Annotated in this window: 18 protein-coding genes; 13 read left to right on the top strand and 5 right to left on the bottom strand. The window is 37.8% G+C overall.

Annotated elements, in window-relative coordinates; translation table 11 throughout:
• From V7068_RS09195 to V7068_RS09215, 5 genes are all read left to right on the top strand, one after another.
• The gene (locus V7068_RS09195) at positions 1-717 is read left to right on the top strand and encodes an ATP-binding cassette domain-containing protein (protein ID WP_499712457.1); all 717 of its coding nucleotides are present in this window, start codon (positions 1-3) and stop codon (positions 715-717) included.
• Positions 714-1,499 carry an ABC transporter ATP-binding protein gene (locus tag V7068_RS09200; protein ID WP_499712459.1) on the top strand — a complete coding sequence of 262 codons (786 nt, stop codon included), beginning with the start codon at positions 714-716 and terminating at the stop codon, positions 1,497-1,499. Before V7068_RS09195 ends, V7068_RS09200 begins: the two co-directional genes overlap by 4 nt.
• A gap of 225 nt (positions 1,500-1,724) precedes the next feature.
• Positions 1,725-2,750 (top strand): Delta(5) desaturase DesA, encoded by a 1,026-nt coding sequence (gene desA / locus V7068_RS09205; protein WP_499712460.1) that lies wholly within the window; start codon positions 1,725-1,727, stop codon positions 2,748-2,750.
• 77 nt (positions 2,751-2,827) lie between these two features.
• Positions 2,828-3,967, top strand: a complete 1,140-nt coding sequence (locus V7068_RS09210) for a sensor histidine kinase (RefSeq protein ID WP_499712461.1) — start codon at positions 2,828-2,830, stop codon at positions 3,965-3,967.
• A complete protein-coding gene (locus V7068_RS09215) occupies positions 3,964-4,563 on the top strand; it encodes a response regulator transcription factor (RefSeq protein ID WP_252282692.1) in 600 nt (199 codons plus the stop codon). Before V7068_RS09210 ends, V7068_RS09215 begins: the two co-directional genes overlap by 4 nt.
• Positions 4,564-4,693: 130 nt before the next feature.
• Here the strand turns inward: V7068_RS09215 and V7068_RS09220 are convergent, their stop codons facing one another.
• The 3 genes from V7068_RS09220 to V7068_RS09230 are packed head-to-tail and all read right to left on the bottom strand — an operon-like array spanning position 4,694 to position 8,464.
• Positions 4,694-5,866, bottom strand: coding sequence for a Ger(x)C family spore germination protein (locus tag V7068_RS09220; protein ID WP_499712462.1), 1,173 nt, complete (start codon positions 5,864-5,866; stop codon positions 4,694-4,696).
• Positions 5,863-7,365 carry a spore germination protein gene (locus V7068_RS09225; protein ID WP_499712463.1) on the bottom strand — a complete coding sequence of 501 codons (1,503 nt, stop codon included), beginning with the start codon at positions 7,363-7,365 and terminating at the stop codon, positions 5,863-5,865. Before V7068_RS09225 ends, V7068_RS09220 begins: the two co-directional genes overlap by 4 nt.
• Positions 7,355-8,464, bottom strand: coding sequence for an endospore germination permease (locus tag V7068_RS09230; protein WP_499712464.1), 1,110 nt, complete (start codon positions 8,462-8,464; stop codon positions 7,355-7,357). Before V7068_RS09230 ends, V7068_RS09225 begins: the two co-directional genes overlap by 11 nt.
• Before the next feature lie 137 nt (positions 8,465-8,601).
• On the opposite strand from V7068_RS09230, the gene msrA reads away from it, so the two are divergent.
• The 8 genes from msrA to V7068_RS09270 all read left to right on the top strand — a co-directional run bounded on the left by msrA (position 8,602) and on the right by V7068_RS09270 (position 15,492).
• Complete coding sequence (msrA, locus tag V7068_RS09235; protein WP_499712465.1) at positions 8,602-9,117, top strand: peptide-methionine (S)-S-oxide reductase MsrA; 516 nt, start codon at positions 8,602-8,604, stop codon at positions 9,115-9,117.
• 113 nt (positions 9,118-9,230) lie between these two features.
• On the top strand, positions 9,231-9,926 hold the full coding sequence (locus V7068_RS09240) for a response regulator transcription factor (protein ID WP_499712466.1): 696 nt from the start codon (positions 9,231-9,233) through the stop codon (positions 9,924-9,926).
• Entirely contained in the window at positions 9,923-11,251 is a 1,329-nt protein-coding gene (locus V7068_RS09245) for a sensor histidine kinase (protein ID WP_499712467.1), read from the top strand. Before V7068_RS09240 ends, V7068_RS09245 begins: the two co-directional genes overlap by 4 nt.
• 66 nt (positions 11,252-11,317) lie before the next feature.
• Positions 11,318-11,830: a PepSY domain-containing protein gene (locus V7068_RS09250; protein ID WP_499712468.1), complete on the top strand. Its 513-nt coding sequence runs from the start codon at positions 11,318-11,320 to the stop codon at positions 11,828-11,830.
• A 192-nt stretch (positions 11,831-12,022) separates the two neighbouring features.
• A complete protein-coding gene (locus V7068_RS09255; RefSeq protein WP_499712469.1) occupies positions 12,023-13,294 on the top strand; it encodes a right-handed parallel beta-helix repeat-containing protein in 1,272 nt (423 codons plus the stop codon).
• Positions 13,291-13,845 carry a nitrous oxide reductase accessory protein NosL gene (locus V7068_RS09260; protein WP_499712470.1) on the top strand — a complete coding sequence of 185 codons (555 nt, stop codon included), beginning with the start codon at positions 13,291-13,293 and terminating at the stop codon, positions 13,843-13,845. Before V7068_RS09255 ends, V7068_RS09260 begins: the two co-directional genes overlap by 4 nt.
• A gap of 142 nt (positions 13,846-13,987) precedes the next feature.
• The gene (locus tag V7068_RS09265; protein ID WP_499712471.1) at positions 13,988-14,800 is read left to right on the top strand and encodes an ABC transporter permease subunit; all 813 of its coding nucleotides are present in this window, start codon (positions 13,988-13,990) and stop codon (positions 14,798-14,800) included.
• Positions 14,797-15,492: an ABC transporter ATP-binding protein gene (locus V7068_RS09270; protein ID WP_499712472.1), complete on the top strand. Its 696-nt coding sequence runs from the start codon at positions 14,797-14,799 to the stop codon at positions 15,490-15,492. The genes V7068_RS09265 and V7068_RS09270 overlap by 4 nt, the downstream gene beginning before the upstream one ends.
• 176 nt (positions 15,493-15,668) lie before the next feature.
• On the opposite strand, the gene shc is transcribed toward V7068_RS09270, so the two are convergent.
• Entirely contained in the window at positions 15,669-17,546 is a 1,878-nt protein-coding gene (gene shc / locus V7068_RS09275; protein ID WP_499712473.1) for a squalene--hopene cyclase, read from the bottom strand.
• 138 nt (positions 17,547-17,684) lie between these two features.
• Positions 17,685-18,058 (bottom strand): DUF1450 domain-containing protein (locus tag V7068_RS09280; RefSeq protein ID WP_499712474.1); only part of this gene is annotated, 374 nt, incomplete at its 5' end.

The following is an 18,058-nucleotide window of genomic DNA, read 5'->3' on the forward strand; positions in this document are numbered from 1 at the left end:
ATGAAGAAGAATATAGATCCCTTACTAAGTATCGAACATGTAAAAATTTCTTATCAGAATGAAGGAAAGTGGGAAACGATTGTCGATGATATGTCGTTTCAATTATTTAGAGGGGAAATGCTTGCTATTACTGGTCCAAGCGGCTGTGGAAAAAGTTTAACTGCACATGCAATAGTTGGACTTTTGGAGAAAGGTTGTCGTGTGACGCATGGGCAAATAATATATAGGGATGAAAATATTATAGACTATGATGAAAGACGTCTCCAACAGCTTCGCCGTGATGAAATTGGTTTATTAATTCAACATTCTTTAAATGGGTTAAATCCTATTCAAACTGTGAAAAGACAAATGGTAGAAACATTAAGGCATAAGAAGGGGAACAAAAAAAGTATAGAAACATCTTTACACTCGTTATTAAATCAAGTCGGTTTCTCAGATCCAGAGCACATTTTATCTCTATATCCTTTTGAATTAAGTGGAGGAATGCGACAGCGGGTACTATTAGCGATGATGTTAAGCTTGCAGCCAAAGATATTTATTGCAGATGAACCAACGACTGCTCTTGATGTAATCAATCGTGAAAAGGTTTTAACGTTGCTTAAGCAGCTGCAACAGGAATTAAAATTGACGATTTTACTTATTTCTCATGATGAGAAAAGTGTTAAGAAATATGCCGACCGTGTGGTTCAAATGGACCGAGGAGGAGTCGTCCTTTGACCCTTCTTGAGTTATGTAATGTTACTAAAGAATACTCTGTTAGATCGAGGAAATTATCGTGGTTTAGAAGAAAGAAGCGTTTTACAGCTGTTAATCAGGTTAATTTAACATTGTCTAAAGGAGAATGCTTGGGGATTGTTGGTGAAAGCGGCAGCGGAAAAAGTACGATAGCCAAATTGATTATGAAAATAGAATCTGTCACTTCGGGTCAGGTTTTCCTTGATGGGGAATTGATTAATAGCAATCAAATAAAGGATATTCAGTTGTATAAGCGGTTACAAATGGTATTACAAGATTCATCTTCATCTTTGCATCCAGAGATGAACGTACAGGAAATTTTAACTGAACCGCTTCGTAACTATTTTTCTAAAAACAAAGAATGGAGAACTCAATGTATACAATTGCTTGAGTTAGTTAATCTGGATGCTTCCTATTTAACAAGATATCCTCACCAATTAAGCGGTGGACAAAAACAACGAGTTTGTATTGCAAAAGCTTTAGCTGTGAAACCAGACATTATTATTTTTGATGAATCAATAGCCAGTCTAGATTCTACTTCACAAACTTCTATTATACGTATGTTAAAACGAATTCAAAAGCAAGAACAATTATCTTACTTATTTATCACTCATGATTTACAATCAACGAAGGAACTGTGTAATCGAGTGGCAGTTATGTATCAAGGAGAGATTATTGAAACATTTCATCTTTTGGATGTTGGGCAGCTGAAACATCCTTATTCCAATTTACTATTTCAAACGCTAGAAGATAACGAAAGATAAACAATTTGCTTCTATAAAGAAATAGCGATAATAGCAACTGTCAAAAATCAATATATTGCTGTTATGTTATATTCAACATATAGAATTTGAATAAGTAGAGGATATGACATTTGTCATATCCTCTACCTGACGTTTATGACTATAACGGTATTGTGTTCTTTTTTATTATAGAAGAGAAGTAAATTGTTCAAGATAAAAGAGAAGTGAACTGTTCAGGAGGCAGAAATGAGTAAACAAAATCAAGTCAATCTAAGAAAACAAATCGCTCCTTTTGAAAAGTCTAATGTGAAAACGAGTGTGAAGCAGTTAGTTAATACGATTCCACCGTTTATTTTGTTATGGGTTGCTGCTTATTATAGTTTAGAAATTTCTTATTGGTTGAGTTTAGGTCTTTCGATTATTGCGTCAGGATTTGTAATCCGAATTTTTATTATTTTTCATGATTGCTGCCATCAGTCTTTTTTCAAAAGCCGAAAAGCTAATGATATTTTAGGGACGATTACAGGTGTTATTACGCTATTTCCATATGAAAAGTGGAAGAGAGACCATTCAATTCATCATGCGACGAGCAGTAATTTAAATAAGCGAGGGACAGGCGATATTTGGATTATGACGGTGGAAGAGTATGTAAACGCTTCGTTTTGGAGTCGTCTTCAGTATCGTTTATATCGAAATCCGCTTGTGATGTTTGGATTAGGACCAGCGTATTTATTCTTAGTTTCCAATCGTTTTAATCGAAAAGGGGCACGTAAGAAAGAAAGAATCAATACGTATGTAACGAATGTTTCTGTTATTGTACTGTATACATTATTATGTTTAGCAATTGGCTGGCAAGCGTTTCTTATGATCCAGCTTCCAATTATGTTTGTGTCAGGGTTGCTTGGAATTTGGCTGTTCTATGTACAACATCAGTTTGAGGATTCTTATTTTGAAGAGGAAGAAAACTGGGATTATGTGAAAGCTGCGATTGATGGAAGCTCATATTATAAGCTTCCAAAGCTATTGCAATGGGTGACAGGAAATATTGGTTTTCATCACGTACATCACCTCAGCCCGAAGGTTCCGAATTATCATCTTGAGAAAGCACATGATTCTACACCACCTTTGCAACAGGCTACAACGATTACGCTTCGTTCTAGTTTAAAAGCACTTCGATTCCGCTTATGGGATGAGTCAAGTAAAACGTTTGTTGGCTTCCATGAAGCGAAGATTTTGGTAGAAAAATCTCAACCAAGCTTTCAAGAAAAATAAAAAGCTAAAAACCATTCTTGCTATGAATGGTTTTTTAGTCTTTGATTAGATTACAATGTACAGGAAAGGAGGCTGCTATGAAAAAAAATTGGTATCATATTTTCCCGAAGAATACTGGGCTGAGCCCTTATGTTTGGATTATTTTTTGTATTCTACCGTTTTATTTTATTTTTAAATCGTCCTCTAAGTTAGAAATTGCAGCTGGGATTGGGATGATTCTTTTATTTTTTGTCGCTTATGGATTATCCTTTGCTGCGAAGGGGTGGAGTGTCTATTTATGGACGTCCATTCAAATTATCACTTCAATTGCGATGACGAGTCTCTTTGGTTATATTTATTTTGCTTTATTTCTCGCTTTTTTTATTGGAAATATTCAAAATAAGATTGGTTTTTATACACTATATACCATCCATATCATCACTACAATATTGGGGGTAAATGTAGGGTTTCTCTATCAAAATAAAATTTTTCTTACGCAGTTCCCGTTCATTGTCATTTGTGTGATTGGTGTAGTTTTGATACCATTTAACACATACAATCGAAAGAAAAGGGAGCAGTTGGAAGAACAGTTAGAGGATGCAAATAAACGAATTTCAGAGCTTGTTAAAATAGAAGAGCGACAGCGAATTGCTCGCGATCTGCATGATACATTAGGGCAAAAGCTTTCTTTAATCGGTTTAAAAAGTGATTTGGCAGGCAAATTACTGACTCGCAGTCCAGAGGCAGCTAAAAATGAAATTAAAGATATTCAGCAGACAGCGCGCACGGCTCTAAAGGAAGTACGCGATTTAGTGTCTGAAATGCGTGGTACGCGTCTTGTCGAAGAAATGCTTCGAATTCGCCAAATCTTGAATGCGGCACAAATCAAGCTGGAGCTAGTAGGTTCTTCACAGCTTAAAGATACACCATTGTTAGTGGAAAATGTGTTAAGTATGTGCTTAAAAGAGGCAGTTAATAATATCGTTAAACATAGTCATGCTTCTTCTTGTAAGCTAGTGATTAAGCAGCTGCCGACGGAGTGGTATATAGAAGTAGAAGATAATGGGGTCGGTTTTCAGCATAAAGGAGACTTTTTTAAAGGAAATGGACTTCAAGGGATGAAGGAACGATTAGAATTTGTTAATGGGAGTTTAGACATTCCAGCATCAAATGGAACGAAACTCGTTATTAGAGTGCCGAATGTGATTAAACAAGCGGAACGGGGGAAATCAATATGATTCGAATAGTCATTGCTGAAGATCAACGGATGCTGCTGGGAGCGCTGGGTTCTCTTTTGGATTTGGAAGAAGATATGGAAGTAGTCGGGAAAGCGAGCAATGGTGAAGAGGCGCTTGAGTTAGTGAATCGTTTGAAGCCGGATATTTGCATTATGGATATCGAAATGCCAGTCAAAAGCGGGTTAGATGTCGCTGAGGAAATTCAAAATCAAGCTTGCAAAGTTATTATTTTAACAACGTTTGCGCGTACTGGTTATTTTGAACGAGCGCGAAAAGCCGGTGTGAGCGGGTATTTATTAAAGGATAGTCCAAGTGAGGAACTGGCGAATTCAATTCGAATTATTATGGATGGTCGTCGGATTTATGCTCCTGAGCTCGTTGATATGGCGTTTCAAGAAGAAAATCCGTTAACTGAGCGAGAAAAACAAGTACTTGGTTTAATTGCTGATGGAAAAAATACGAAGGAAATTGCGAAAGAGCTTTATTTAACAACAGGAACTGTTCGTAATTATATTTCTATTATTCTTGATAAATTAGACGTAAGTAATCGAATTGAAGCCATCGTCCGTTTTAAAGAAAAGGGCTGGTTTAAATAAGGTCGATAGAGAGGCGAGTTCGTTTTGCGGCGAACTTGCTTTTTTGCTTAGAGCAGACTTTGCAGTTCTTTCGTAAGAAAAAGGAGACAACCTAGGTTGAGGTTAGTGAGAAACTAGGTTGTCAGAGAGCTTATTTAATAGTAGAACGCTTTCGATTCTTTTCTCCATGAATTAAATGTACTTGGACATCCAGCTTCTGAATTGAATTCTCGGTCAATGGAACTTTCCCGTCGTGCTCTGCATTTTTCCAAGCTTGAACATTTTTTCTGTATAACATTTCTGATAAGCGGTATATATCTATATTGTTTTCAACCCCGAGCAAGTAAGTTTCCTTCACTTGCTCTTTAATTGTCTGTTCAGCAACTTGAATTATGCTTTTTAAACTCTTATCTTTAGGGTTCTCTCGTAATACGGTATCCGCTTTAATAGAAATTGCAAATTGGATGTTATTTTTTTTAACAATAGGTTTTATTTTAACTTTTACCTTATTAATAAGTAAACTAACATCTGAAAATTCGTTAGTAGTGAGAGTTAACTCCTCACGCTTCATATCTTTAGTCATCCACCTAAGGCCGTATATGTTTTGATTCTCTATTATTTTTTGGAGTTTCTTATTTTTGATGGATGCAATGCCTTTTGTTTGAATGACTTGATGACTCTTTTTTTCTGTTTTCCAAGCATTTTCCTTTGTTAAATTGATATAAGGTATATTGGCTTCGTAAGGCGGTTCATTTAGTAGAATGAATAATTCACGCATATCAATTGGCTTAACAAACGAACTTTGTTTATAGGTAGCAAGCGGATCGCTTACTCGAGATAGAGCTGTTGACATTTCCATAATGGGAACTGCTGTTAATACATCGATTAGTGGTTCATTTGTTGCATACATCCAAAGACGGTATCGTGTTTCTCGATATCTGTCTAATAAATCGGTAGTTGCTTGAATCGCTTCCGCTTTTACTGCTTCCTTTGTGAAGATAACAAAACCAAGATGTCCCCAAAAAACCCTGCGCTGAGATGACTTATATAACTTAAACACTGCGTCATTTACTGTTTTTCCAGATGCGCGGCCGACCTCAATCTTTGTTCCAGAAGTACCGCCGGCTACTTCTGATTTAGCTAAAAGGCGAGGATTAATGATTTGTAAATAAACTGTATATTGTTGATTTTTATAATCAATGCCTAGTCCATGAACGTATACCATGCGCTCTGGTTCATTCGTATCCCAACACCCCGCTAATGGAAGAGCCATCGTGAGAAGGAGGGCTAAATATATACATTTTCTTTTTCCAGTTTGCCTCATGACTCTCCCTCCTGAGTAGGGTCATGAGGCTTAAGGGTGGCGGGGCGTGTATCCTTTTTCTGAGCTGGTAAGCGGAAGATAGTTTTTAGGATATTCTTCATATTTAGCTGTGTCGCAAGTGATAAGTATGGTACTCCAAATGTGCGGATGTTAGCTACATATGTACCAACTAAAAAGATAGAGACGAAAAAGCCGACAAAGCCAAAAAGAGAAACAAGGAAAATGACGAAAAAGCGCATCAATGAAACAGTCCCTACAAGGGATTGATTGACTAAAGTAAATGTGGCAACGGTAGAGCCGGCAATGACGACGAGCATAGCTGGACTCGTTAAGCCAGCTCTAATCGCCGCATCGCCAATAATCAGCCCGCCGACCACACTTAATGTTTGTCCAACAGCCAAAGGGAGCCTCATGCCAGCCTCTCTAAATAATTCAAACAAAAGTAACATTAAGATCGCTTCCATAGCGGTAGGGAATGGGACCCCTCTTCGTGATTCAATGACTGTTGCTAATAACGTTAAGGGCAGCTGATTTTGATGAAAAGCCGTTAATGCGACCCAAAAGCCAGGTGAAAAAGCGGCAACGGAAACACCGACTATTCTGAGCAGCCTTTCAAAAGAGTTGTATAAATAATTATATTCTTTATCTTCAGCGCTTTTTAATAGATAAAATAGATTAACTGGTGTGATATAGGCATAAGAAATGCCATCAATTAATAGAACGAAGCGGCCGTTTAATAAAGACTCGACAGCAAAATCAGGTCTGCCTGTATAAGCATGACGAGGAAGGACCGAATAGGGACTATCATTGATTAGTTCTTCCAACTGTGTACCGCTTAACAGACCATCTATATGAATAGACTGAAGTTTCTGGCGAATTTGTTGGAGAAAATCTTGATCAGCAATATCCTCCATATATAAAAGTGATACTTTTGTTTTGGAGCGTTTACCAATTTCAAAAGCTTCTCCGACAAGCGTCGTCGTACGCAACCTCTTCCGAATCAAGGCACAGTTCACTGTAATATTTTCAATAAAGTTATCACGTGGTCCCTTGACGCTCACTTCTGTTGCCGTTTCCTCCGGCTGACGTTCAGGCCGATCGGCAATATCTACTGACATGATAAGATTTTGCTCTTGTACAATGAAGAGCAGCTTGCCTTCAAAAATAGCGTCGGTAGCTTGTTCTTCCTCTTTTACTAGTTGAAGAGACGGAAGGGAAAGTTGTTGAAGGGAGTCTAATGTAATCTCTCCTTTTAAGTGAGTGAAAAAATCTTCAAATCGCTTAGGAACAACCTGATATAACATGTCTGTATTCACCAAGCCCGTACAATAGACGAGGGTGATAGTGTGCTGATTATATTGTAACGATGAAAATTGAATATCAATACATTTAGTAAACAGCTTTCTTAAAGCTTCTTCATTCAGTGTTATGCCTTTATTTTTCTTTTGAGGCCCCTCTTTTACAGGGGGAATTAATTTTTTAGATGTTTTAAATTTCATAGCTGGCCCCCCGTTTTTTCCTTGAAGAAATCATCGCCAGTACACTTATTAATAGAGAAAAACTAAAAAAGAACAAAAATGTCCCAGGTAAAATAATATTGGCTGTCAGGTAAGAAAATCTAAAGTCACTAATAGGAACCAATACTATTCCCGCAATAATAAGAGAGAAACCGAATAAATATTTATTTTTAAGCTTGTCTGCTTTAGCTGGCAGTATTTCTTTCATTAACAGAAGTAATAGAGCGAGGCGAATAAAGGCCCCAGCTAACCATTGGTAAATCGATAAAAAATCTACATGCTCTACAAAATTACCTAACGATACTAATCCCCATTCTTCGTAGGGGGGGAAGCGTTGTATAGAGGCTTCTGTTGGTCCGAATTCTATAATCGCTCCAATGAGGGGACCTATTGTTAGAAGCGTTAAGATAAGAATGATGCTGACAAAATGACGCCAATTGAGCGGCTTTTGCACTTTATGCTGCAATAAAAGAAAAAGGAAAATTTCTGCTATACCAGCTGCTTGATAGATGGTGCCGCTTAGCACAGGTTGATAGCCATGTTCTAAGAGGGGAAGAAGCAGCATGAAATTTTTATACTGAATATTAGCGAAAGAGACAAAAAAGCCAAGTAACGTAATAAAAAATAATAGAAAAATATTAAGAATATTTAATGTGCGTAAACTAGTAATAGCAAGCTGCCAACATGTAAAGATGAACAGAACGGTTATTAAAAATACGGGTGTTTCTGGTAAGAATAAAATATTAATCCATGTAATTGTTTCTCTTAAAGTAAAGCCTGCCATCACTATAAGATAACTAATAAAAATAAAGGTCAAAATATTAGTTGCTTTTTTGCCAATAGATTTTTTAAGCCATTCAAATAAAGGCTGTCTATTCGTTTTTTTATGAATGTACATTAATAATGGTATCCACAGCATCATTAGCAGCATCGTAATGATAACCGTTATCCAGGCATCCCGTCCTACTTCTCTAATCAAAGGAGAGATGGCAAACACATGATTATTTAAACCAATAGTTGTCGTAGCAATAAGGATTAATTGAAATGGAGTAATCGAATCCGTTTTATGAATAGAAACCACCTACTATAAATTCTTGTTTAGTATCTTTTGTTATATTTTCCTTTTTATACATAGTGATTATGGAGAGATTGAATGCCGCTATTTGGTACAAGATATGGTATATTTTTTTCATAATGTAGAGAAAGGAACTGATTTACATGCAAAAAGCAACATTTGCAGGCGGCTGTTTTTGGTGTATGGTTTCACCTTTTGAGGAACTGCCGGGAATTGAAGGAATCATTTCTGGTTATACGGGAGGACACGTTGAAAATCCAACATATAAAGAGGTGAAAACTGGAACGACAGGGCATTATGAAGCGGTTGAAATTACATATGATCCAAAGTTGTTTTCTTATGAACGATTATTAAACTTATTTTGGCCGCAAATTGACCCGACCGATGCAGAAGGACAGTTCCAAGATCGAGGAAGCCAGTATCGGACAGCAATTTTTTATCATAACGAAGAACAGAAGCAATTAGCAGAAGCATCGAAGGAGAAGATTGCAGCTAGTGGGACTTTTAAGAAACCGATTGTGACTGAAATCTTACGAGCACAGACGTTTTATCCTGCTGAAGAATATCATCAAGATTTTCATAGGAAGAATCCAGTTCACTATAAAGATGATCGAAAAAAGTCAGGGCGCGATGCGTTTATCGAAAAGCATTGGAAATAATGAAGGGGTTAAGTTGGTGTGAATATTCACAGCCAACTTTTTTTCTCTCTGTACTGTTCTCATAATATTTTAATGTTGGTTCGCTACACTAATAACAGAAAGGTGGGAATAGGATGGGGAAGCGAATCTTAATTATTGAAGATGAACAAAGCATTGCCCGTGTTCTGACGCTTGAATTGCGTCATGAAGGATACGAAACAGATACCGCTTATACAGGAAAAACAGGGTTAGCAAAAGCAGAACAGGAGCAATGGGACTTAATTTTACTAGATGTTATGCTTCCAGAACTGAATGGAATTGAAGTTCTCCGTCGTTTTCGAAAAAATAATACACATACGCCCGTTATTCTCGTAACAGCTCGGGATGCCGTGCCGGATAAAGTAAGCGGCTTAGACCATGGTGCAAATGATTATGTGACGAAACCGTTTGAAATAGAAGAATTGCTGGCTCGAATACGGGTGTGCTTACGCCAATCCCATCACACAAATGTAGAAGAAGATAAGAACCTTTTAATTGTTGAAAATCTTCATCTGCAGCTTGGAACGCGAGAGGTCAGAAGGGATAATCAGAACATTGAGCTAACGTCTAGAGAGTTCGATTTACTTGTCTATTTGATGCAAAATAAAAATCAAGTGCTGTCACGTGAACAGATTTTAACACATGTTTGGGGCTATGATTTTACAGGTGATACAAATGTAGTTGACGTATATATCCGTTATATTCGGAAAAAAGTAGACGATCCTTTTGAGTGTCCGTTAATTCATACGCATCGAGGAGTGGGGTATAGCATAAAGGAGCACCGTCGATGAAAATCAGAACGAAAATTCAATGGTATTCGATGTTCTTTTTGACAGTCATGCTATTGATGTTAAGTGCTTTAGTGGCAATCGCGTTCTTTTGGCTTTCCCTGCAAAGAGAACAGGAATTTTTAGAAGAACAAGCTCAGCTGATTGAAGAAAATGTCGGCTTAACAAGCCGTTTTGCTGATATAGAATCAATGATTCCGGATGACGGGATGGTGCGCATCTATCATGGAAAAGAGAATGCGGTCTCTCCATTTACGGAGGAAGAGGAATTGCTTGCTTTAGAGACAAAATATGTATCAGAGGATGACTTTGAACTAAGGAAAGTTGATGGTGAGTACGTTTTAATATATCGTTTGCCTATAAAAAATAAAGGGCAGCAACAGGGCGTTATTGAAGTTTCACAGCCAATTGAATCAGTGATTGATCATTTAGTAATGCTCACAGTTGTGCTCTTAGCTATGTCTTTATTCGTTATTTTTATCTCTATTTTTGCTAGTAAACGGTTAGCGACACTTATTTTAAAGCCTGTTTCCATTATGAGTCGTACGATGGTTGAGATTGAACAGAGCAGTCAATTTAAGAAAATTCCTTTGCCGGATAAAGCGAAGGATGAGCTTGAACAAATGGGGGCTGCTTTTAATAGAATGATGGCTCGTCTAGAACAGAATTATTATCAACAGCAGCAATTTCTCTCTGATGCTTCTCATGAATTGAAAACACCGATTACGGTGATTGAAAGTTATGCTTCTCTTTTGAAGAGATGGGGAAAGGAAGAGACGGATATTCAAGAAGAGGCAGTAGAGGCCATTCATCATGAAGCTTTAAGAATGAAGGAACTAACACAAAATTTATTGCAAGTGGCTTCTAAAAACAATCTTTCTATTGAAAAGGTTGAAATCGTTTCATTATGCAGGCAGGTGGCACGGAATTTTAGTCAAACGTCGAATCGCATCGTGCAAGTGATAGCGAAGCCAGAAGAGGTTACTTATGAAACAGATGCTAACCGATTCGAACAAGTACTGATTATTGTAGTTGATAATGCATTGAAATACAGCGAAACGGATGTTACGGTTTCGATTGAGGTTTCTGAGGAAGTCTTAATGATTCGTGTTCAAGATCAAGGAGTTGGAATTCCTAAACAAGATATACCACATGTTTTTGAGCGATTCTATCGAGTTGATCCTTCAAGAACAAGAAGTACGGGTGGGAGCGGTCTTGGTTTATCGATTGCTAAATCAATTGTGGATTCACTAGGAGGAAGAATTGCCATTGAAAGTGAAGTAGGAGTTGGAACAACTGTGAATATCTCGTTTCTCATCAAATTTTAATCTAGCTCTTATCTTGTTTTCATTTTACTATCCTATGATGAAGTTACTAACAGATAGGAGGATTTTATGATGAAAACATTTTTTACAAAGAAAATGATGATAATAGTAATGGTAACGGGAGTGTTAGTCCTCGGAGGGGTCTCCGCGATTACAGCTTATGCTCTAAACGCAGGGACAGTTTCAAAAGAGGAAGCAGTTAAAAGTGTTTCTGAACAAGTGAAAGGTGAAGTGACGAAAGTTGAGAGAGATTTAGATGATGCATCGTTAACATACGAAATGACAGTGAAAACCGAAAATGGTTATGAAGATGTTGAAATGAATGCCTCTAATGGGGAAGTGATTGAGCGGGAGTACGATGATGATCATTATGAGAGCTATTCGGCAGCTAAGGTTAGTCTCGAAGAAGCGGAGAAAATTGCTTTGAAGGAAGTAGCGAATGGGACGATTACAGATGTTGAGTTGGATATGGAAAATGGCCTGCTCGTATATGAAATTGAAGTAGAGAAAAAGTGGTTGGAGTATGACTTAGTGATTGATGCAAACACAGGAGATGTGCTTCATGTAGAGAAGGAAGATTAAGGAGAAGAGTTTACTTGCCCGTTATATGGGTAGGTAAACTCTTTTTCGTGTTTAAAAGATAAAGATTTTCGCGATACTGTAAGGAAGAATGCCAAATGGTTTTGGATTTATTCATCTATTTTTCAAACTTTTTCCACAATTATAGAATTTAATAATAAAGAGAAGTTTTTAAGAGAGCGAGGTGAGGGCTTTATGAGCCAGTTGAAGTATATGCTATTGATTCTCGTTCTAGTTTTGCTTTTGCCGAGGGAGACCGATGCAGCAACATTACAATCTAAAATTGAACGCGCAGTACCTGGTGAAACGATTGAGATATCGGAAGGGATATATGAAGAAAATCTCGTAATTACAAAACCGATTATATTGAAAGGTCAAGGGGAGGTGTTGATTCGTTCGTGTGAAGAACAGCCGGCTATTACGATTAAAGGAGAACGTGTTTCACTCGAACAAATCCAAGTAGAATATTGTGGCGAGGAAGAGGAAGCAACAGCTATTTCGATCTCAGGCTCTAAGCATCAGTTAACTGATTTTGAAATTGAAACAAAACGTTACGGTATTCGACTTGATGGAGCGAGCGAAGTAAATATACAAAACGGCCTCATTATTGGTCAAAGAAAAGGAAATGGTATTGATTTATGGGAATCTAGTCATAATACGATTCAAAATATGAAGATTGCCAAGGTACAAGACGGAATTTACTTAGAACAAAGTCACAAAAATACACTACGTCAAAATCATATTCAAGGCTCTCGATATGGGATGCATTTAATGTTTGCCGATGATAATGTGCTAGAAAAAAACATTGCTCAGTATAATATGACGGGAACGATGTTAATGCGTGTTAATCGTGTGCAAGTGGTAGGCAATGATTTCTCTTATAACCGTAATAATGTTAATGCACAAGGGCTGTTAATTTATTTTGTAGAAAATAGCCGCATTGCTGAAAACTCACTTACTGGAAACCGAGTCGGCATTTATATGGAAACATCTGAAGAAAATTTGATGGCAAACAACAAAGTCATGGATAATTTTATTGGAGTTCAGTTTACTAAGGCGAATAATAATCAATTAACTCAAAATACGTTTGTTGGAAATGTAAATGAAGCGCAAGCAATTGAGAGTTCGAATAATGAAATTCATCCCAATTATTGGGATGCTTCAGCTAAGCTCGACTTGAAGGGCAAAGGGGAAAGTATATTCCCGTTTGTGGCGGACCCTTATTTTTTAACATTAACAGCGGATGTGCCTGAATTTCAATTATTCTTTCAGTCACCTGGCGTGCTGCTTCTGCAGAAAATGTTGAAAAGCCCCACTGATCAAGTATTAACAGATGAAGCGCCTTTGATGGAAACAACGATGGAAGTGGAAAGAACAGAGACTTCTACATCAGCGTTATGGATGATGAGTGTAGGAATGATGATTGTTAGTACAAGCTTATTTATAGTAGGGGGGAAAAGAGTATGAAAAAGAGGCTTTTTAGCTTTTTAGTATTAATAGGTGTGCTATCTATGTTAGCTGCATGCGGTGATAAGGAAGTCCAACCAGTAGCTATCAATGAAGAAACAGATACGTGTGCGACTTGTAATATGGCTGTAGTAGATAATCAGTATGCTACCCAAGTTATTTTAGAGAATGGAAAGTCTCTTGTATTCGATGATTTAGGCTGTATGTATGGATGGATGGGTGAAAACGCGGATCAAAAAATCGATGCCGAGTTCGTACGTGATTACGATAATAAAGAGTGGATACCAGCGGATGATGCTACTTATGTATATAATCAATCGGTGAAAACACCAATGGCTTATAATGTAATTTCTTTTGAACAAAAAGCGGATGCCGAAAAATTCGCAGCAGATCATGCAGGTAGTACGTTAATGACAGCGGATGAATTAGCCAAACATAGCTGGATGCAAAATCATGAAATGATGCAGAACATGGGAGAAGGACATTCTCATTCTGAAGACGGAACAGAAGAATCGGGTCATGATATGGAGCAAGAGAATACAAGTCATTAATGGATTAGTGGGAAGAGGGCCGGCGCATTTTTCTGTGTCGCCCTTTTTCTATAAGGAATAGATAAAAACATCGTTTGGTTGATAGGTTTTGATGTCTGGCTGCAGGCACATTGCTCTTTTCTTAAGGAGGGGGAGAATTACGATGTGGAATATTTGGCGTTCTGAATTACGGATGACGGTGCGGCAGCGTTCGTACTATTCATTTCTGATTTTATGGGTCGCTGTGTTATCTTTGCTTTTTTTACTGCAAAACAGCGCGCCATCTTTAACGGGCTATACAAATATGACAGGGACAGTTGCGAATATTGCATTGTATATTATTCCGCTGTTTATGCTCATTATCGGTTCATTTTCAATAGCGAATGAAATAGAGAATGGACAATGGCGCTTATTAAGTACGTATCCACTGTTTACCTTGTCTTACGTAATCGGAAAAATTGGTGGTCAATTTACCGCCCAGTGGATTGTATTTACATTTAGCTTCGGAATTAGTATGGCGATTAGTTTAGTCATCGGTGGCGGCTTTTCGATGAAATGGCTATGGGCCATTTATCTTTTTTCCGTTACTTTACTATTTTTCTTTCTTGTCATAGGAGTCTGGATTGGTTCATTTGTAAAAACTCGTTGGCAGGCATTATCGATTTCCGTGATGCTATGGTTTTTCTTAATTATGATTTGGCCAACCGCTTTAATTGGGATACTTGGCTCAGTGCCATATACGTGGATTGCTCCGCTGATGAATGTATTGTTATTCCTTAATCCTGCAGAACTCATTAGGGTTGCTTTTGTTATTAGTCTTGATGCAGGTTCTGTTTTTGGTCAAGCTTACGATCCTTTAGTTAGTTTTTTAGAAACGTCTCTTTCTATACTGATTTATATCCTCTATTTTATCTGCTTTTTATCGGTTTCATTTTTATTTTCGATGGGGATGCTTGAATGGAGGAAGAGACGATGACAAGATTGAAAGTGGATGGCGTTTCTAAAGTATATAAGGAAAAAACAGCTCTGCACCCATGCTCTTTTGAAGCAGAAGCGGGTAGCTGTGTCGTTTTATGTGGCGGGAATGGAGCAGGGAAAAGCACGTTGCTCCAAATGATTACGGGGATTAGCACACCGACTACAGGTACAACCATTATTGATGACATTAATATAAAAGATGATCGAGAAAGTTATTTGAAGAAAATTGGGTTTATGCCCGATGATTTCTATGCTCAAGAAATGATGACAGTGGAAGAATTTTTGAACTTTTATGGGGCATTTAGAAAAGTAAAGAAAGAACGGATTAATCAAGTGGTTGAATTAATTGGATTAACAGATAAACGTCGTGAATTAGTAAAAAGTTTGTCTAAGGGAATGAGACAGCGGTTAATATTTGGACAATCGATTCTAGCAGAACCAGCTGTTTTATTAATGGATGAGCCGACAAATGGTTTGGATCCCTATTGGGTCAATCGTTTTGTTGAAATTGTTAATGAGGTCAAGAAAAGTGGAACCACTATTGTTTTCTCAACACATATGATGGATGTGGCTGCTGAAACAGGGGACTTGATTATATTTATGAAACAAGGTGAAGTAATTGAAAAGATTGTTCATAAAGGAAACGTTGAAGAAACAACGATTCAATTAATGAAGCTTCATCGTCAATGAATTAGAGGAACGGGCTGTTTCAAAGTATATGCTTTGATGCGGCTCTTTTTGGTTTGAAAGTAAAAATCTCGCCAATTCAATTCATAATCCCGCCAATTAGAAACGGAATCCCGCCAATTTCATAAAAAATCCCGCCAATTCATTGAATTAAGGCAGGATTATAAGAGATAGTGACATTAGTTATATTTATTTCGGTAATGACTTAATGCAAGCAGTGGGAACAGATATTTATAACTGTGGTAGTTCCAATAGATATAACCTGCTAAACCTTGACCAACGGGATAATTTTTCGCCCGGTTTGACGCTTCGCTTTGATTAAGAAGAAAGGAAATTCCGCGTTCAATGGCAGGGGTTGGCTCATCACTAACCGCAATAAGAGCATCTACCGCCCATGCAGTTTGTGTGATGGTGCTTGTTTCCAGTGGTATATACGTTCTATGAATATCGCTGTAACAAGATTCTCCCCAGCCGCCATCTTCATTTTGAATCCCTTTTAACCAATTGACCGCTTTTTGGATAGCATAGTGCTCGGATGAATATCCAGCTGCGGCTAATCCAGTTAGAGCGGCCCATGTTCCGTAAATATAGCAAACACCCCAGCGGCCAAACCATGAACCGTTGCTCTCTTGGTGACGAATCAGCCATTTACTGGCTTGCTTGCTGACTTGATTAGGGGTTTTAATATTAGCAAAATTGCCGAGAAATTCTAATGCTCGCCCCGTTAAATCAGCTGTGGATGGATCGGATAGAATGAAATCAGCATTTTCTATTGGAAGATACGTAATCCACGATTTATCCACATTTCTTTCAAAAGCCGGAAATCCACCATCTTTATTTTGCATGGATAAGGTAAAGTTAAGTCCACGCTGCCAGTTGTTTTGAGCATGTAATTGATGTGTCAGCGCTCGTAGTGAAGCGGTTGTATCATCTACATCGGGGTTCATCGTACTGCCATTGGAAAATCCCCAGCCACCGGGGACAGCTTGTGGATTGTGAATCACCCAATCGCCATATTTCTCTTGCTGTTGAGAGAGTAAATAAGCAGTCGCTTTTTGAATGGAGGAATCTTGACTAGATACGCCAGCTTCTTGAAGCGCATAACTAATTAAAGCCGTATTCCAAACAGAAGCTGTTGTGAATTGAATATGCGAATATCCATTGGTTGAAGTGGTCATTGCTTTAAGGCCGGCGACGGCTTTTGTAATGATAGGAGCGTCTTTAGAATAACCAAGAGCAAGGAAGGCAAAAATCATAAAAAAAGTTGCGCTGAAGTAGTTGTATAATGTACCATCGCTTTCAATCCGATCTGTCATATAGCGTTTGACAGAGGCTGTAGCTAAGGAATGTAAAGAATGAGGTAAGCCAATTAATGAGGCGACCCCTTCTTGCACTTTGGAAAATAGAGAACGATATTCATCTGTGCGAAATTCTTCCCACAACTGCTCCTCTTCTCGTTCTTCTTTTTTTGCATATAAATCCTGTAAATTCGGACTACTGCTTAGTCTAATCCGAAATTTTTTATGAGCGAGAAGCAGGAGGGGAACGAAATGAACGCGGCTATAGACGGAAAAATCATACATGCTAATGGGGCTAGTCGGTGGCAGTAATATCGATTCGAGCGGAATCGGAAACACAAGGGGCCATTTGATTTGTCCAGTAATGGTCAGCATCGCTTTAGTAAATAGTTTAGCCTTTTTTATGCCGCCTTTTGAAAGGATAAACTGGCGAGCTTTACGTATAGGCGGATCGTTTTTTTCATAATGTCCACTATAAAGCAGAGCGTAATAGGCTTCAATGGTAACCGAAAGATTTCCTTCCTTTTCGTCTTCGAAAATCTTCCACGCCCCATTGGTCTCCTGTTTACTTGCGATTCTTTCTACTAAGGAAGAAATCAGTGCTTCATCCTTCATATCAAGAATGGTAAGCAAAATAATCATATAGGCGTCTGGTGTGATGCCCATTTCGAATGGATATTCCCATGCCCCATTAGTTGTTTGATCAGTTTTTAAGCGTTGAATGAGACGATCGATTTCGGGTTGAACATGCTGAGTCAATCAGAATCCTCCCTTATATACTTCATTTTTCATAAATATATGCATGAAATAATGTAGCGTGCGGTCTATCTTGTTGCTTTCGTTTAGGGTTGTTAAATAATCCTTGGGGTCAAAATCGAGTCCTAGGATGAAGGAAATCTAGCGCTGTTTTGGTAGCTGTTCTTTAAGAAGTTGCAAAAGCTCGTCCATATGATTGGCTTCGATTACTTGTCCATCTACAACGGCATAAGCAGCTTTGCGACAAGTGGAACAGTTGCTTATGCATTCATATTCCTTATAGCGAATGTGTGGTTGGTTTAGAAAGTGACTGAAGTCGAGTGCTGTTTCTTCATTTAAATAACGATCGAGATTATTTTGACAAAACTCTATTTGTATCTTTTTTTTAGAGGAGAAAATGTTAGAGAAAAATATTTTCATATCTATCACGTCCCTTGTATAAAAATAGCTTGTCACATACATGATTCGACAAAATAAACAAATGTGTATAAGCAAATCAGTTGACAGTATAAAAT

The organism is Bacillus sp. JJ634 (assembly GCF_036962285.1).
GTDB classification, from domain to species: Bacteria; Bacillota; Bacilli; order Bacillales; family DSM-1321; genus Peribacillus; species Peribacillus asahii_A.

Excerpts from the sequence above, each read along its gene's own strand:
- V7068_RS09195 (WP_499712457.1), top strand. The coding sequence starts at position 1 with ATGAAGAAGAATATAGATCCCTTACTAAGTATCGAACATGTAAAAATT.
- desA (WP_499712460.1), top strand. The coding sequence starts at position 1,725 with ATGAGTAAACAAAATCAAGTCAATCTAAGAAAACAAATCGCTCCTTTT.
- V7068_RS09210 (WP_499712461.1), top strand. The coding sequence starts at position 2,828 with ATGAAAAAAAATTGGTATCATATTTTCCCGAAGAATACTGGGCTGAGC.
- V7068_RS09215 (WP_252282692.1), top strand. The coding sequence starts at position 3,964 with ATGATTCGAATAGTCATTGCTGAAGATCAACGGATGCTGCTGGGAGCG.
- V7068_RS09220 (WP_499712462.1), bottom strand. The coding sequence starts at position 5,866 with ATGAGGCAAACTGGAAAAAGAAAATGTATATATTTAGCCCTCCTTCTC.
- V7068_RS09225 (WP_499712463.1), bottom strand. The coding sequence starts at position 7,365 with ATGAAATTTAAAACATCTAAAAAATTAATTCCCCCTGTAAAAGAGGGG.
- msrA (WP_499712465.1), top strand. The coding sequence starts at position 8,602 with ATGCAAAAAGCAACATTTGCAGGCGGCTGTTTTTGGTGTATGGTTTCA.
- V7068_RS09240 (WP_499712466.1), top strand. The coding sequence starts at position 9,231 with ATGGGGAAGCGAATCTTAATTATTGAAGATGAACAAAGCATTGCCCGT.
- V7068_RS09245 (WP_499712467.1), top strand. The coding sequence starts at position 9,923 with ATGAAAATCAGAACGAAAATTCAATGGTATTCGATGTTCTTTTTGACA.
- V7068_RS09250 (WP_499712468.1), top strand. The coding sequence starts at position 11,318 with ATGATGAAAACATTTTTTACAAAGAAAATGATGATAATAGTAATGGTA.
- V7068_RS09255 (WP_499712469.1), top strand. The coding sequence starts at position 12,023 with ATGAGCCAGTTGAAGTATATGCTATTGATTCTCGTTCTAGTTTTGCTT.
- V7068_RS09260 (WP_499712470.1), top strand. The coding sequence starts at position 13,291 with ATGAAAAAGAGGCTTTTTAGCTTTTTAGTATTAATAGGTGTGCTATCT.
- V7068_RS09265 (WP_499712471.1), top strand. The coding sequence starts at position 13,988 with ATGTGGAATATTTGGCGTTCTGAATTACGGATGACGGTGCGGCAGCGT.
- V7068_RS09270 (WP_499712472.1), top strand. The coding sequence starts at position 14,797 with ATGACAAGATTGAAAGTGGATGGCGTTTCTAAAGTATATAAGGAAAAA.